Annotated in this window: 13 protein-coding genes and 4 tRNA genes; 9 read left to right on the forward strand and 8 right to left on the reverse strand. The window is 71.5% G+C overall.

Features of this window, described 5'->3' with window-relative positions; all coding sequences use genetic code 11:
- Positions 1–147: 147 nt before the first annotated feature.
- Positions 148–1,185, reverse strand: a complete 1,038-nt coding sequence (locus ABT352_RS34020; RefSeq protein ID WP_350949119.1) for a carboxymuconolactone decarboxylase family protein — start codon at positions 1,183–1,185, stop codon at positions 148–150.
- 348 nt (positions 1,186–1,533) lie between these two features.
- Here ABT352_RS34020 and ABT352_RS34025 point away from each other — a divergent pair, with 348 nt between their 5' ends.
- Both ABT352_RS34025 and ABT352_RS34030 read left to right on the forward strand, forming a co-directional pair.
- Positions 1,534–2,760, forward strand: a complete 1,227-nt coding sequence (locus ABT352_RS34025) for a sensor histidine kinase (RefSeq protein WP_350949120.1) — start codon at positions 1,534–1,536, stop codon at positions 2,758–2,760.
- Between the two features lie 37 nt (positions 2,761–2,797).
- Positions 2,798–3,469 (forward strand): response regulator, encoded by a 672-nt coding sequence (locus ABT352_RS34030; RefSeq protein ID WP_350949121.1) that lies wholly within the window; start codon positions 2,798–2,800, stop codon positions 3,467–3,469.
- Between the two features lie 221 nt (positions 3,470–3,690).
- Here ABT352_RS34030 and ABT352_RS34035 read toward each other — a convergent pair.
- The 3 genes from ABT352_RS34035 to ABT352_RS34045 all read right to left on the reverse strand — a co-directional run bounded on the left by ABT352_RS34035 (position 3,691) and on the right by ABT352_RS34045 (position 3,949).
- Positions 3,691–3,765, reverse strand: a tRNA-Val gene (locus tag ABT352_RS34035).
- A 14-nt stretch (positions 3,766–3,779) separates the two neighbouring features.
- Positions 3,780–3,850 (reverse strand) — tRNA-Cys (locus tag ABT352_RS34040).
- Between the two features lie 27 nt (positions 3,851–3,877).
- Positions 3,878–3,949: transfer RNA gene (locus ABT352_RS34045), tRNA-Gly, on the reverse strand.
- A 152-nt stretch (positions 3,950–4,101) separates the two neighbouring features.
- Between ABT352_RS34045 and hutH the strand changes: the two genes are divergently transcribed.
- Positions 4,102–5,649: a histidine ammonia-lyase gene (hutH, locus tag ABT352_RS34050; protein ID WP_350949122.1), complete on the forward strand. Its 1,548-nt coding sequence runs from the start codon at positions 4,102–4,104 to the stop codon at positions 5,647–5,649.
- Positions 5,650–5,742: 93 nt separating this feature from the next.
- Here the strand turns inward: hutH and ABT352_RS34055 are convergent, their stop codons facing one another.
- Positions 5,743–7,062 carry an NAD(P)-binding domain-containing protein gene (locus tag ABT352_RS34055; RefSeq protein ID WP_350949123.1) on the reverse strand — a complete coding sequence of 440 codons (1,320 nt, stop codon included), beginning with the start codon at positions 7,060–7,062 and terminating at the stop codon, positions 5,743–5,745.
- Positions 7,063–7,120: 58 nt separating this feature from the next.
- Between ABT352_RS34055 and ABT352_RS34060 the strand changes: the two genes are divergently transcribed.
- The 3 genes from ABT352_RS34060 to ABT352_RS34070 are packed head-to-tail and all read left to right on the forward strand — an operon-like array spanning position 7,121 to position 9,883.
- A complete protein-coding gene (locus ABT352_RS34060) occupies positions 7,121–8,032 on the forward strand; it encodes a LysR family transcriptional regulator (RefSeq protein ID WP_350949124.1) in 912 nt (303 codons plus the stop codon).
- A 4-nt stretch (positions 8,033–8,036) separates the two neighbouring features.
- Entirely contained in the window at positions 8,037–9,056 is a 1,020-nt protein-coding gene (locus ABT352_RS34065; RefSeq protein ID WP_350949125.1) for a chorismate-binding protein, read from the forward strand.
- A complete protein-coding gene (locus tag ABT352_RS34070) occupies positions 9,053–9,883 on the forward strand; it encodes an aminotransferase class IV (protein ID WP_350949126.1) in 831 nt (276 codons plus the stop codon). Before ABT352_RS34065 ends, ABT352_RS34070 begins: the two co-directional genes overlap by 4 nt.
- Positions 9,884–10,075: 192 nt before the next feature.
- Here ABT352_RS34070 and ABT352_RS34075 read toward each other — a convergent pair whose 3' ends face one another.
- Positions 10,076–11,488, reverse strand: a complete 1,413-nt coding sequence (locus ABT352_RS34075; RefSeq protein WP_350949127.1) for an LVIVD repeat-containing protein — start codon at positions 11,486–11,488, stop codon at positions 10,076–10,078.
- Positions 11,489–11,573: 85 nt separating this feature from the next.
- Here ABT352_RS34075 and ABT352_RS34080 point away from each other — a divergent pair, with 85 nt between their 5' ends.
- The gene (locus ABT352_RS34080) at positions 11,574–12,179 is read left to right on the forward strand and encodes a DUF305 domain-containing protein (protein ID WP_350949128.1); all 606 of its coding nucleotides are present in this window, start codon (positions 11,574–11,576) and stop codon (positions 12,177–12,179) included.
- 72 nt (positions 12,180–12,251) lie between these two features.
- On the opposite strand, the gene ABT352_RS34085 is transcribed toward ABT352_RS34080, so the two are convergent.
- Positions 12,252–12,668, reverse strand: a complete 417-nt coding sequence (locus ABT352_RS34085) for an SsgA family sporulation/cell division regulator (protein WP_350949129.1) — start codon at positions 12,666–12,668, stop codon at positions 12,252–12,254.
- A gap of 471 nt (positions 12,669–13,139) precedes the next feature.
- Here ABT352_RS34085 and ABT352_RS34090 point away from each other — a divergent pair.
- Both ABT352_RS34090 and ABT352_RS34095 read left to right on the forward strand, forming a co-directional pair.
- Positions 13,140–13,211, forward strand: a tRNA-Val gene (locus ABT352_RS34090).
- Between the two features lie 276 nt (positions 13,212–13,487).
- Positions 13,488–14,252 carry an rRNA methyltransferase gene (locus ABT352_RS34095; RefSeq protein WP_350949130.1) on the forward strand — a complete coding sequence of 255 codons (765 nt, stop codon included), beginning with the start codon at positions 13,488–13,490 and terminating at the stop codon, positions 14,250–14,252.
- On the opposite strand, the gene ABT352_RS34100 is transcribed toward ABT352_RS34095, so the two are convergent.
- Positions 14,221–15,063 carry a TrmH family RNA methyltransferase gene (locus tag ABT352_RS34100; RefSeq protein ID WP_350949131.1) on the reverse strand — a complete coding sequence of 281 codons (843 nt, stop codon included), beginning with the start codon at positions 15,061–15,063 and terminating at the stop codon, positions 14,221–14,223. The two genes, ABT352_RS34095 and ABT352_RS34100, sit on opposite strands and share 32 nt — an antisense overlap.
- Between the last annotated feature and the right edge of the window lie 14 nt (positions 15,064–15,077).

Below are 15,077 nucleotides of genomic sequence, written 5' to 3' on the forward strand. Positions count from 1 at the left end.
GAACCGCGCCGCCGGGCTCACCCGGCCCGGCGGCGCCCCGGGTGCATCGGAGGGCTCTCGGGTACCGGCGAGAGAGTGGTGCACGGGTGAACGGGCCGAAGGGCTCGAACCACCCTTCGAGGCCGATCACGTCGTCGTGCGCCGTTGTCACGGCGACGGCGGCGCGGGCCGCGATCTTGTTCCGGACGGCTCGGGCAGATCCCGGCGGATCGACGCCTCGACGCCTTCGACAGCGGTGATCGCGCCGTACGCGACGAGCCGTACCAGGTCCGCGTCGTCGGGGTGGGTGACTCGCCAGGCCGCGACATCGGCGTCGGTGACGCGGTACGGTGCCAGCGCGGTGAGCAGGGCGAGTCTCGCCCCGGGAAGGTCGGAGCCGGTCAGGTCCGCCGACGGCCCGTCCAGCCACCCGCCACCCATCGCGGGATGCTCGCCGTCCCATGCGCCGACCGTCTCCAGCACGGCCGCGCGGGCCCGCTCGCCGAGCAGCGCCCCGCCCGCGCCCGCCGCCTCCCGAAGCGCGGCGAAGGCGGTACCCACCGGTGTGCCCGCCGCCCAGACGGGTTCCGGGAGCGCGGGTGGTTCCGCCAGAAAGGGGAGGCTCTCACCGGCCGGCAGTCGCCTGCGTACGGTGCGGGCCAGCACCCTGCCGCTCAGGCTGCGGACCAGCCGGGAATCCTGCAGCCTGCCGGGCAGCATGCTGTCGGTCAGCAGGGCAGAGGCGATGCGGTTGATGAAGTGGAAGGTCAGGGCGGTGCCGGCGTACTCGGCGGTGTGCTCAGCCGGGAACGGCGCCGGCTCCGGGCCCGCCGCGCCGGGTGTTCGGGCGGCCGTCGCCCAGCCGAGGAGCGCGGCGTGCCCGGGGTCGGCGGGCGTGTCGCCGCGTGAGATGTCCTCGGCCAGCCGGTGGTCGCCGGTGGCGTGCAACAGGGTGGTGTGCGCGGCCACGCAGTACGGGCACCGGTTGGCCATGGACACGCCGAGCGCGACCACCTCCCTGCCGGTCCTGGAGGCGGGTCCGGCCACGAGCGACTCGCGCAGTAGCGCCCAGGTCGCGGCGAGCAGGCCGGGGACGGGGGAGAGCGTCATGAGGACCGGCATCCTGGCGAGGCCGAAGTCGGTGGCCGCCTGGCCGTAGACGGCGGCGATCCGGCCGGTCGCGGCCTCGGGCGTAACGGGAGTCACGTATCGGAAGGTGTTCGCCATCTACCGTCGTTCCCTTCGTGATGGTCGGCCGGAATGCCGCCGTCGGAAAATCCGGCGGCGGTGTTCCGGAGCGAGGTGGTTCCGGCGGCCGGGTTCTGCCTCCGGCCGGCCCGCGCCGACGCGATGGCCGATGGTCAGGCCGGCGGTCGTCGGCCGGTCGGTGAGTCGATGGTCGCCGACCGGCCCGATCCCGGGCGTCGCATCGGCGGATGCTCTCGCGCCCGCCACCGGGGGCGTAGCGATCCCGGGCCTACTCCAGCGGGAGTAGCTCCGGTCCCCTCTCCGCGGAGGAGGCGGAGGAGGCGGCGCCCGGTCTACTGTTCGGGCATGGGTCGCATACGCGAATGGCGCGGGCACGTGCGCGGACCGCGGGGGCACGCGTACGGATGGCGCGATCGCGTACGCACCTGGGGCGGCGGGGTGCGCGGTGAGGGCGATCAGGTGCCCGACGCGGCACTCGCCGGGGGGATCGCCCTGCTGCTGGTGGTCGCGACGCTGGTCGGGTCGGAGCAGGGTGGTCCGCATGGGCCGGTCGAGTACGCGCTGCTGCTCGCCGGCACCCTGCCGCTCGCTGTCCGCCGCCGCCTTCCCGTCGTGGTCGCGCTGGTCACCGCGGTGTGCATGACGGCCTACTCGGTAAGGACCGGTGTCGGGCCTCCGACGGCCTTCCCGGTGCTGGTGGCCGTCCACACCGCGGTACTGACCGGTCACCGTGCCGCCGCGGTGGCCGCGAGCGTCGTCTTCCTGAGCGGTGATCTGGTGGCCGGCCTGTCGTCGGGGACCGGGGCCGGGGGACTCCCTCAGCAGTCCACCGGCCTGCTGGTCGGCTGGTTCGTCGCCGCCGGCGTCATGGGTGTGGTCTCCCGCCACCGCCGGGACGACCTGAGGCGGGCGGAGGAACGCGCCGCCGAGGCCGAGCGCACCCGAGAGGAGACGGCCCGCCGCCGCGCGGACGAGGAACGGCTGAGGATCGCCAGGGAGTTGCACGACTCGCTCACCCACAGCATCTCCGTGATCAAGGTACAGGCCGGGGTCGCGGTCCACCTCGCCCGCAAGCGAGGTGAGGAGGTGTCCGCGCCGCTGCTCGCCATCCAGGAGGCCGGCGGGGAGGCGATGAGAGAGCTGCGCGCCACCCTGGAGGTGCTGCGCGACGACGAGCCGCCCGTCAGCGGGCTCGACCGACTCACCGAGCTGGTCGAACGGTCGCGGGCGACGGGCCTGCCCGCGACCGTGGTTGTGGACGGGGAGCGGCGGCCGCTCTCGGTGGACGTCGACCGCACCGCGTACCGGATCGTCCAGGAGGCGCTCACCAACGCCGCCAGGCACGCGGGTCCCGCGGCGGCGTCGGTGCGCATCACCTACGGCCCGAAGGAGCTGACCGTGCAGATCGACGACGACGGGAGGGCGGATCCCGGTGCCGTACCGACGCCCGGGGTCGGGCTGAGCGGCATGCGCGAGAGGGTCACCGCGCTCGGCGGGAGGCTGCGCGCCGGCCCCCGCAGCGAGGGCGGTTTCAGCGTCCGCGCCGAACTTCCCGTGGACGGTTCCGCGTGACGCGCGCCCGCGCCGGGCTTTCGCCGGAGGGCGCCCGGTGATCCGCATGTTGCTCGTCGACGACCAGGCGCTCATCCGCGCCGGATTTCGCGCCCTGCTCGACGCCGAGGACGACATCGAGGTGGTGGCCGAGGCGGCCGACGGGCTGCGGGGGGTCGAACTGGCCGCCCGGCACGTTCCCGACGTCGTGCTCCTCGACATCCAGATGCCCGTCCTCGACGGTATCGAGGCGACCAGGCGGATCGCCGCCGACCCGGACCTGACCGGTGTGCACGTCGTCATCCTCACCAACTACGGGCTCGACGAGTACGTCTTCGACGCCCTGCGCGCGGGCGCGGCCGGATTCATGGTCAAGGACACCGAACCCGAGGACCTGCTGCACGGTGTCCGCGTGGCCGCGCGGGGCGACGCCCTGCTCTCGCCCGCCATCACCCGCAAGTTGATCGACCAGTACGTCTCCCGGCGCCCCGACGTGAGCGCGGACGGCGCGATGAAGGTCCTCACCAGGCGCGAGCGGGAGGTCGTGGCACTGGTCGGCCGGGGCCTCAGCAACGACGAGATCGCCGCGCACATGGTGATCAGCCCGTTCACCGCCAAGACCCATGTCAGCCGCGCCATGACCAAAACCGGTGCCCGCGACCGTGCCCAGCTCGTCGTCCTCGCCTACGAGTCGGGCCTGATCACACCCCGATCCGTGGGCGGCCCGTAACCGCTCGGACGAGCCGGGCCGGGTGCTCGCCGGGCGAAGCGGGCGGCGGGTGGCCCGTCCGGGCCGATGGCGGCGAGGGCAGGAACAGGAAACCCGGCCGGGCCGATGGAGGTCGGCCCGGAACAGGCCCGGAACAGAAAGCTCGACCTGGAACGAAAAGAAGGCCGTCGACGACCCCGATCGGGGGCGTCGACGGCCGTTTCGCCATGTTCCGTGGCGGATGGTGGACGATACAGGGATTGAACCTGTGACCTCTTCCGTGTCAGGGAAGCGCTCTCCCGCTGAGCTAATCGTCCTCGCTGAAAACCAGAGGTGGAGACGGGATTTGAACCCGTGTAGACGGCTTTGCAGGCCGTTGCCTCGCCTCTCGGCCACTCCACCGAGTGGGGGGCGGATGCCCCTTTTCCGAGCGGAAGACGGGATTCGAACCCGCGACCCTCACCTTGGCAAGGTGATGCTCTACCACTGAGCCACTTCCGCGTGCTTCCGGGACCGGCCCGGACTCACTGTGAGAACTCTAGCGAATACCCGGCGACTCCCCAAACCGAATACGGCCGCTATCGTGAGATGTAAGGAGCCAGCTATGGTTTCACCAGTTACCACGACTCACCCTACGCGAGAGAGTTGGCAGTATGCGCGACAACGATGTCGTGACCATCGGGCCGGAGCCGCTGAGCTTCGAGGAGGTCGTCAGGGTCGCCAGGCACGGTGCCCCGGTACGCCTCGGCGACGACGCCCTGGCCGCCATGGCGGCGGCTCGCACCCGGGTGGACGAGCTGGCCGAGAGCCCCACCCCCGCCTACGGCGTCTCCACCGGGTTCGGCGCGCTGGCCACCCGGCACATCGACCCCTCGCTCCGCGCCCAGCTGCAGCGATCCCTCGTACGCTCGCACGCCGCCGGCTCGGGTCCCGAGGTCGAGATCGAGGTCACCCGGGCGATGATGCTGCTGCGCCTGCACACCCTGGCCACCGGCCGCACCGGCGTGCGCCCGAAGACGGCCAGGGTGCTGGAGGGCCTGCTCAACGCGCGGATCACCCCCGTCGTGCACGAGTACGGAAGCCTCGGCTGCTCCGGCGACCTCGCGCCGCTCTCTCACGTGGCCCTCACGATCATGGGCGAAGGTGTCGTCCGCGACGCCGCGGGGGAGCGGGCCGACGCCGCGGAGGCGCTCAAGCAGGCGGGGATCGAGCCGGTGGAGCTCGCGGCGAAGGAGGGGCTCGCGCTCGTCAACGGCACCGACGGCATGCTCGGCATGCTCATCCTGGCGATGGACGACCTCACCCGCCTGTTCAGGACCGCCGACGTGAGCGCGGCCATGAGCGTGGAGGCGCTCCTGGGCACCGACCGTGTCTTCGCCGCCGACCTGCAGGCCCTGCGCCCGCATCCCGGGCAGGCGGCCAGCGCCGCCAACCTCAGGGCACTGCTCGACGGCTCGCAGATCATGGATTCCCACCGGGACGGCACCTGCACCCGCGTCCAGGACGCGTACTCCCTCAGGTGCGCCCCGCAGGTCGCGGGGGCCGCCCGCGACACCCTGGCGCACGCCGCCCTGGTCGCCGGGCGGGAGCTGGCCTCCGCGATCGACAATCCGGTGGTCCTCGCCGACGGCCGGGTGGAGTCCAACGGCAACTTCCACGGGGCCCCCGTCGGCTACGTGCTCGACTTCCTGGCCATCGCGGTCGCGGACATGGCGAGCATCTCCGAACGCCGCACCGACCGCATGCTGGACGTGGCCCGCAACCACGGCCTGCCCGCCTTCCTCGCTGACGACCCCGGCGTCGACTCCGGCCACATGATCGCCCAGTACACCCAGGCGGCGGTGGTCTCCGAGCTCAAGCGCCTGGCCGCGCCCGCGAGCGTCGACTCCATCCCGAGCTCCGCGATGCAGGAGGACCACGTCTCCATGGGCTGGTCGGCCGCGCGCAAGCTGCGCCGCTCGGTGGACGGCCTCACCCGGGTGCTCGCGGTGGAGGTCTTCACCGCCGCGCGGGCCCTGGACCTGCGCGCCCCGCTGCGGCCGGCCGCGGCGACCGCGGCCGTCGTGGACGTCGTGCGCCAGTCCGTTCCCGGGCCGGGCCCCGACCGCTTCCTCGCTCCGGAGATCGAGACGGTGGTCCAGCTCGTCGCGGCCAACGCGATCGTCGCCGCGGCGGAGACGGTCACCGGCCCTCTGTCGTAGAGCCTGTCGTAGAGCCGGTACGGAGCCGGGCCGGGAGCGGTCACGGGCCGGTGGCTCCCGGCCCGCCGACGCGGCCGGTGGGCGCGGCCGCCGTCACCGGCTCGCGGGGATGGCGGCGATCACCTCCACCTCGATGAGCAGCCCCGGCCGGAACAGCCGTGAGACCTCCACGGTGGTGCTGGCCGGGGGTTCGCCGGTGATGTGGCGCTCGCGCACGGCCGCGTACTCCCGCAACAGCGACATATCGGTCAGATGGCTCCGGATGTGGGTCACGTCGTCGAACGTGCAGCCCCGATCGGCGAGGACGCGTGACAGCAGGTCCATCACGTATTCGGACTGACGCGTCATGTCCCCCTCGCCGACGACCTTCCCCTCCTCGTCCAGCGCCACCTGCCCCGAGACGAACAGCAGGCCGGCGGCCTCGGTGGCGTGGGAGTAGAGCCCGTTGGTGGGAGGCACCGTGGCCGGGTTCAGTTTCCGCACGCCGACACGGCCCGGCTCTCCCTCCCCGACGTTTTCGGTGGCCCCGATGGATCTCGCCTCCACGCCTAGCTCCACCTTCACCGCCTGATCCGCGTCGCCCGTCCGGCCCGCCCCTGTGGGACCGGACGCGGCGACGTGCGGGAAGATCGCCGTGAGATCCGCCTCGGCGAGCCCGGCCGCGGCGGCGTCCGCCAGTCTCCTCCCGGCCGCGGCGGCGAGTGTCTGGGTCCCGTGCGCGGCCAGCCCCACGTCCTTGGCCGCCAGGCCGAGGGCGTAGCGCGTCTCATGCGGGCCGCCCTCGACGGCCGGGCGGACCCGTTCGACGAGGGCACTCAGCGGCGTGCGGCCGAGCACCTCCAGCAGATCCGCGGTGTCCACCCCGATCGCCCTCGCGTACGCGAGGGTCTCGGCGAGCAGCACCTGGGCGGGCACCAGCGCGCTCATGACGGCGATCTTCATCGCCGCGCCCGCGCCGGGGCCGCCGACCTCACGCACCCAGCCGAACACTCCCAGCACCTCCCGGCAGCGGGCCAGGTCCTCGGGCAGCCCCCCGGCCAGCACCGTCAAAGTGCCGTGCTTGGCCGGTCGTACGCTGCCCAGGACCGGCGCGTCGACCAGTCCCACCCCCGCGGGAAGCAGGTCGCGCAGTCCGGCCAGCGCTTCGGGCCCGATCGTCGACATCTCCGCGACCACCGTCCCGGCCCGCAGTCCGGGTGCCGCGTCCGTGAGGACCCGCCGCACCGCCGTGGGGTCGCTGAGCATCGTGACGACCAGCTCCGCCCCGGCCACGGCCTCGGCGGGTGACGCCGCCGAGGCGGCGCCCTCGACCGTGCGGGGAGTGCGGTTCCATGTCGTCACCTCGTACCCGGCCTTCACCAGTCGCCGGGCCATCGGGGCGCCCATGCGCCCCAGTCCGAGAAAGGAGATCATGCGCTCCACGCTACGAACCGGCGAGGCATTCCACAAATGACTAGATTGCATGTAAGCCATGCAAGGGAGGAATGTGTTCGACGTCGAGGCGTTGCGCCTGCTGGACACCGTGGCCCGCACCGGATCGTTCACCGCGGCGGCCGTCAGGCTCAACTACACCCAGTCCGCCGTGTCCCGCCGCATCGCCGCGCTCGAAAACCGGGCGGGCGGCCCGCTGTTCGAGCGGCTTTCGCGCGGGGTGCGGCTCACGCCCGCCGGTGAGGCTCTGCACCACCACGCCCAGGTGGTTCTGAACCGGCTGACCAGGGCGGAGGAGGAGCTGGCCGGGATCTACGGCGGCTACCGGGGGCGGCTGCGGGTGGGGGCGTTCGCCACCGCGAACGTCGCGCTCGTGCCGGGCGCCCTGCGCGCGTTCCGGGAGGACTTCCCCCGGGTCGAGCTCGTCCCGATCGAAGGGCCGAGCGGGAGCCTGCTGCGGCGCATGCGCGAGGGCGACCTGGACGTCGCGGTGATCAGCGACCACCTGTCCGAGCCGCCCCGTGAAGGGGGCGAGGAGGAGATGGAGCTGGTCGAGCTGGTCGGCGACGAACTGCTCGTCGCGCTGCCCCGCGACCACCGGCTGGCGGCGGAGGAGATCGTCGACCTGCGTGAGCTGCGGGAGGAGGCCTGGATCGAGGCGCCCTCGCCCGGCCGGGCCACCGCGCTCGTCGCGGCCTGCGCCCGCGCCGGGTTCGCGCCTCGCGCCACGGTCAGGATCGGTGAGTGGACGGGCAAGTTCGGGTTCGTCGCGGCAGGGCTCGGCGTCACGCTCGTGCCCTCCATCGCGGCCTCCGCCGTGCCGCCCGATCTGGTGCTCCGCTCCCTGGGCGACCTCGCCCCGCGCAGGACCGTCTACGCGGCCCTGCCGCCCAACCCCCTGCCCGCCGCCCGCACCCTGGTACGGCTGCTGGCCGGAGCGGCGGGACAATAGGGAAGTGCATGATTCTTTTGCGCATATCACCGGATATCTGGCGACCGGTCTCCGGGACCTCACCACCGATCTCGCCGCGCTGGACGGCGAGGGATGGTGGGCCGTCGTGGTCGACTACGAGGGCAAGGTGACGTGCGCCCGGTTCGGCGACGTCCGCAGGGCACCGCTGCCCGCGCCGCGCGGCCCCTGGCGGGGCCCGCACCCGTCGTCGTGGCGCACCTCCCTGGACCGGGCCGCCTACGAGGACGGCGTGCGGCGCATCCGCGCCCACATCGAGCGGGGCGAGGTCTACCAGGCCAACCTCTGCCGGGTGCTGACCGCGCCGCTCCCGGCGGGGGAGGAGCCCGACCCGCTCGCCCTGGCCGTACGGCTGGCGGAGGGCAACCCCGCCCCCTACGCCGCCACGGTGAGCCTGCCGGGACTGGCCGTCGTGTCGGCCTCCCCGGAGCTCTTCCTGTCCAGGAACGGCGACGTGGTCGAGTCCGGGCCGATCAAGGGAACCGGGGTCACCGCGGGGGATCTGCTGGAGAAGGATTACGCGGAGAACGTGATGATCGTCGATCTCGTCCGCAACGACCTGGGCAAGGTCGCCGTGGTCGGTTCGGTGAGCGTGCCCGCCCTGTGCGAGGTGGAGGAGCACCCGGGTCTCGTACACCTGGTCTCCACGGTCCGGGCGCGGCTCGCGCCGGAGTACGGGTGGCCGGACCTGTTCTCCGCGACCTTCCCGCCGGGCTCGGTGACCGGAGCCCCGAAATCCTCGGCTCTGAGGATCATCGATGAGCTCGAACCCGAGCCGCGCGGGCCCTACTGTGGAACCGTGGGCTGGGTCGACGCCGACCGGCGGCGGGCCTGCCTGGCCGTGGGAATCCGCACGTTCTGGTTGTCGTCCGACGAGATCCGTTTCGGTACGGGCGCGGGCATAACCTGGGGGAGCGACCCGCGACGCGAATGGGACGAGACCGAGTTGAAGGCCTCCCGGCTCATCGCGCTGGCATCAACATCAGGTTCAGAAGGAGTCGGATGAACGTACCTATATGGCTTAACGGGGCACTTGTCGCTCCGGATCAGGCCACCGTCTCGGTGTTCGATCACGGCTTGATGGTCGGTGACGGGGTGTTCGAGACCATCAAGTGCGTGAACGGCACCACGTTCGCGCTCACTCGCCACCTCGACCGGCTCACGCTCTCGGCGCGGCGGATGGATCTGCCCGACCCCGACGTGGAGGCGATCGCCGACGGGGTCCGCGCCTGCCTGGCCGAGGCCCCGCCCTGGAAGCTCGGCCGCGTCCGCGTCACCTACACCAGCGGCCCGGGACCGCTCGGCTCCGACCGGGGCGACCAGGGCTGCACGACCGTGGTGATCGTCGACGAGCAGAAGCCGTTCCCGGCCACCGCCGACGTCACCGTCGTGCCCTGGCCGCGCAACGAGCGCGGCGCGCTCGCCGGGGTGAAGAGCACCTCCTACGGCGACAACGCCAAGGCGCTGTTCTACGCCAAGGCCAGGGGCGGAGGCGAGGCGATCTTCGAGAACCTCGCGGGCGACCTCTGCGAGGGCACCGGCAGCAACGTCTTCGTCGTACGCGACGGGAGGCTGCTCACCCCCACGCTCGCCTCGGGCTGCCTGGCGGGGGTCACCCGCGCGCTCGCCCTGGAGTGGTGCGGGGGCATCGAGGAGGACGTCCCGCTCTCGGCCCTGTACGAGGCCGAGGAGGCGTTCCTCACCTCCACCACCCGCGACATCCAGCCGATCCGCGCGGTCGACCAGACCGTGCTGCCCGCCGCGCCCGGCCCGATCACCGCCAAGGCCATGCGGGTCTTCGCCGAGCGCTCCGCCGCCGACCTCGACCCCTGAGCGACCCCTGGGTCCCGGGTCCCGGCTCCGGTGAGCGTACGCTCCCCGGAGCCGGTCGTCCGGTTGCCCGCCGATCCCGTGTCCCGCACGCGCCCCCCGATCGACGCGAGGGCTCACCCGCCGCGTCGATCGGACCGCGTCGATCGGACATCGCCGCTGAGGCGCGACGATGTGGCGCGGGGGGAAACGGGGCTAGTAGGACACCTGGGTCTGCGCGTTCAGCTCCTTGATCCTGACCTTGGAGGCCGGATCGGTGAGCGGGTCGTCGATGCGGAGCACGTCCAGGCCCCTGGTGATGTCACTCGAGTAGATGTGGCCGTTGTAGTAGTACGCCGACCAGGATCCGCCGAGCCCCGGGATCGGGCCCCGCTCGAAGAAGCCGATCTCCCGGGGCTTGTCCGCGTCGGTGAAGTCCCAGACGGACACCCCGCCCTGGTACCACGCCTGGACCATGATGTCCTTGCCCGGCACCGGTAGCAGCGACCCGTTGTGCGCGACGCAGTTCTCGTCGGCGGCCTGCTCCCTCGGGATCTTGAAGTAGCCGCGGAGCGTGAGCTTGCTGTCCTTGCCGAGGTCGTACACCGCGTTGGCGCCCTTGGTCTTCGGGGTGTTGGAGTCACAGGTCGCGCTGACGCCGCCGCCCAGCTCGTCCCCGAATACGATCTTGGTGGCGTCGTTGTTGAACGTCGCCGAGTGCCAGATGGAGAAGTTCTGCTTGTCGCTCACGCGCTGGAGCACCTTGGGATTGACCCGGTCGGCGATGTCCAGCAGGAACCCGTCACCGAAGCAGGCGGCGGCGGCGAGGTCCTTCTCGGGGTAGGCCGTGAGGTCGTGGCAGCCGCCGATCCCGTCCTCGGGGAGCTGACCGGAGAGCACCGGCTTCGAGACCACCTTGGCGGTCTCCGGAGCCTTGACGGGCACCTCCACCACGGAGAGCTTGTTGTGCGGCGCGGGGCAGGTCGTCGACTCCGGCTCCGGGCCGGGGGAGGAGATGTAGAGGTAGACCTTGTCCGAGCTCTTGCCGGGCACGAGGGTGTGCGTGTGGGAACCGCAGTCGGTACGGACCGCCGAGACGAACCTCGGGTGGCTCTTGTCCGAGATGTCGAAGATCCGGATGCCCTCGAACCCGTCGGACTCCGGCTCTCCGCGCTGGGCGTCGCACTCGGTGCCGGCCCGGACGGAGTCGATCGAGAGGAACAGCAGGTCCCCGCTCACCGAGATGTCGTTCTGCTCACCGGGGCAGAGCACCCGGCTGACCACCGAGGGGCTCGACGGCTCGGAGATGTCGAAGACGGTGAAGCCCTCGAAGTTGCCGACGAACGCGTAGTCCCCCTGGAAGGCCAGGTCGGTCCCCCATGCCTGGGGCCCGTCGAGCGGGGCGCCGGGAGGCACGTTGGCCACATGCGTGATGTTGTCGCTGTGGATGCCGTCACCGGAGACGCCGGGAGCGGAGGTCGTCTGCCCCGTGGAACTCGGGCTCTCCTCCGGCGTGGCCGGAGGGGCCGAGGTGGCGGCGGACGGCGGCGAGGCCGCGGGGGTCGGGTCCGCCCCGCACCCGGCCACGAGAAGTAACCCGGCCAGGCCGAATGCCACGATCGGTCGCACGGTGCCCCCAATATGTCGGTCCACTTGCCCCATTATTGAAGCTATGCGGAGGATGCGTGTGCCGAGTCAGGTTATCGCCATGATCATGGTGGCATCGGTTCTCGGTGGATGCGCGGAGACCGGATCGGAGCGGCCTGCCCCGCTCGTCGCCGAATCCGGCGCGCCCGTGATCATTCCTGGTGGCCCCGGGGAGAGCGGTCGCACGGCGAGACCGGGCGAGAGGCTGGGGGAGTCCGAGGCGCGCGTCACCGCGGCCGACGTGAGGTTCGCCGAGGGCATGATCCCGCACCACCGGCAGGCGCTGGAGATGGCGGAGCTGGTGCCCTCCAGGTCGTCGTCCCCCTCCCTGCGAAGGCTCGCCGAGCGGATCACCGCCGCGCAGCGGCCCGAGATCGCGGCCATGACCTCATGGCTGAAGACGGTGGGAAGGACTCCGGGCGAACACGGCGGCCACGACGCGCACACTCTCCCGCTGGAGGAGATGAACCGGCTCAGGGCGGCCAGAGGGCCGGTCTTCGACACGCTCTTCCTCACCCTCATGATCACTCATCACGAGGCGGCGGTCACGATGGCCGGGCTCCAGCTGCGCGAGGGCGCCGACCGGGCCATGCTGGCCACCGCCAAGGACGTCGTGGCCGGCCAGGGCATCGAGATCGCCCGGATGCGGGACCTGCTCAGATCCGGAACCTGACGTGCTCCCCGGCCTGGGGGCGGAGCGCCGCGGACGATTCCGACAGCCGGGCAGCCCCCTGCGGGGCGCGGGTCAGGAACTCCAGAGCATGTTGCTGAGCTCGGCGTCGAGGTCCATGAAGTCGGTCTCGCGACCGGCGGGGACCAGCTCGTAGGTCCGGTGCAGGAACTCCGTGAGCGGGGCCAGCGGCACCTCGAACAGAGCCTGGCCGAACGGCGAGGTGAGGCTTATGTGCAACGTGCGCTCGCCGTCGGCGCGCGCCGGCCACACCTGGACGTCCCCGTCGCCGACCCGCCGCACGATGCCGACCGTCAGCAGCTCGCGAGCGAAGATCCACTCGACGGGCTCGTCGTTGCCCACGTGGAAGGCCATCCTGATCGCGTACGGATCACCGGCCGTATAGCTGAGTCCGGCGAGCAGGGGGACGGTGGTACGGTCGGGGACCACAAGCCGAAGGCCTAGCTCGGCAGAGACGGTGGAGCTGTTCATCGTCAGCCAAACCTTTTTCGTCGTCGGTCCCCTCTGCGGGGCTTTCACTGCTCTCACTGCTACGAACGGCTTCGTCCCTCGCGAGCTACCACGCGGAACAAAGAAACCTGTAGGAAAGATTCCGCCTCCACGCCCTTCTGTAACACACATCACAGCGCGACATTTGGGCATCTACCTGGCTAAACATCACCAACAGGGCCGTATTTGCAAGGGTTTTGCGTCTCGTTTTGGTCACCGTCGACTCCCCGGCGGGGCGTCTCGGGTGATTCGGGTCGAGCGCGGGTCGTTCGGTGCTTCTACGGATCAGGACGATGCTATGACACCGTAGCCCCCCGCCGGATGCATCCTCAGACCTTTGCCTCCCGACCGTGTCGTCTTTCAAGATCATTCTAGTGGCGAACACCGCTTCGCGAGTGCTCCCGGATTGCTGTATGGTTTTCCACGTCGGCACCGTGAGGGGCCGCACAGGGCGGGCGATTAGCTCAGCGGGAGAGCGCTTCGTTCACACCGAAGAGGTCACTGGTTCGATCCCAGTATCGCCCACACTAGCAAGAAGCAGGTCAGAGCCCCTCGGCTGACACCAGCCGAGGGGCTTTCCTCTGTCCAGGAAGGGCCCGCGCGGCGGGCCGTGATCGAGATGGCCCGGGCGGGCCTCCGGCCTTCCGGACCCTCATGCGATCAGGTGGGCGCCCCGAGCTCCTCCGTTCGTGCCCCAAGTGGCGGGAACGGCCGAAAACGGGCGTGCGGGCTGTTCTCCCCTCCGCTGGATCAAGGCGCGGCAGGGATAACCTGAGGGCCTCGACGACAAGGACGGGCGGATTGGCATACCTGTACGAGACGACACGGGTGGATCACAGCGACCTCGCCGGCGGCTCCGTTCTCCACTCCGCCCCCGGCATGCCCGCCTTCCCGGTACGGCTCGCCGCCGAGATCTTCCAGCGAGCCCTGGCTCTGCGTGGTGGCGCGGATCCGGCCGTGGTGTGGGACCCCTGCTGCGGGAGCGGCTACCTGCTCACCGTGCTGGCCCTCCTCCAGCGCCCGCGCGTCAAGGCGCTGCTCGCCTCCGACCTCTCCGAGGACGCACTCGGTACGGCACGGGCCAACCTGGGCCTGCTGACCGAGACCGGGCTGCGAAGCAGGGCGGCGGAACTGGCGGACCGGGCGGAACGCTTCGGCAAACCCGGCTACGCGCAGGCCGCCGAGGCGGCGGAGCGGCTCGCCCGCCGGCTGGCCGCGGGCGGCGGCCCGGTGCCTCACCGGCTCCGGCGGGCCGACGTCTTCGATCCCGCCCAGCTGGCCGCGGCGATCGACGGTCACGAGCCGGACATCGTGATCACCGATCCGCCCTACGACGAGCAGACCAACTGGCAGGGAGGCCGTCAGGACAAGAATCTGCCGGCGATGACGGCGGCGCTGGGAGAGGTCCTGCCGCCGCACACGGTGGTCGCCGTGGCCGTCCGTGGCCGTCGCGTGCCCGTGGGGGCGGGTGTCCGCCCCCGTCAGCTGATGCGGATCGGTACCAGAGCGGTCGCCTTCTTCGCCGCCGCCGACCTCACCGCCGCCGGCCGGTCCTCGCAGCGGTGATCCGCTGCCGGGACGCCTCGTAGAGGATCGCGGTGGCCGCGTTCGCGGCGTTCAGCGAGCTCGCCGCCCCGGCCATGGGGATGCTCACCATCGCGTCGCACGCCTCGCGCCATGTGCCGCTGAGCCCGCTGGTCTCGTTGCCGACCAGCAGGAGCGTCGGCTGGGTGAAGTCGAAGTCGAAGACGTCGCGGTCGCCGTGCTCGTCGGTGCCCACCACGACGATCGGCTTACCGCGGTCACGCTGCGCGGCCACCCAGCCGAGCACGTCGCTCGGCGCGGGCACCCGGACGGCGGGCAGGGAGAACAACGAGCCCGTGCTCGCCCTGACCGATTTCGGGTCGTACACGTCGGCCGCGTGACCCGTCACGATCAGCCCGTGCGCGCCCAGGGCGTCGGCCGAGCGGATGATGCTGCCGATGTTGCCGGGGCTCGTCGGGCGGTCGAACACGACGCCCAGGAAGTCGTCCCCGACCGCGATGCGGCCGAGGTCGTCGGCGGGCATTCCCACGACGGCGACGGCCTCGGGCGGTGCCTCGTTCTTCTCGCCCAGATCCGCCAGCATCTCGGGATCCATCGCGATCCGCTCGACCCGCACCGTGCGCAGCAGTTCCTCCAGCCACTTCGACGGGTCGCGCTGCCCGTTGTGGATGAGCGCGTGCACGGGCCAGCCGTGTTTCACCGCGAGCGAGATCGGACGGACCCCCTGGACCAGGAATTCGCGGGCCCGGGTCCGCTTGTTGCGGTTGGTGAGCAGGGACTCCCACTGCTGGAACCGAGCATTTCGCGTGGTGATTCGCCGAATCGCCGGCACGTGTGTCCTCATCG

It is taken from the genome of Streptosporangium sp. NPDC000563 (assembly GCF_040299985.1).
Taxonomy (GTDB): domain Bacteria; phylum Actinomycetota; class Actinomycetes; order Streptosporangiales; family Streptosporangiaceae; genus Streptosporangium.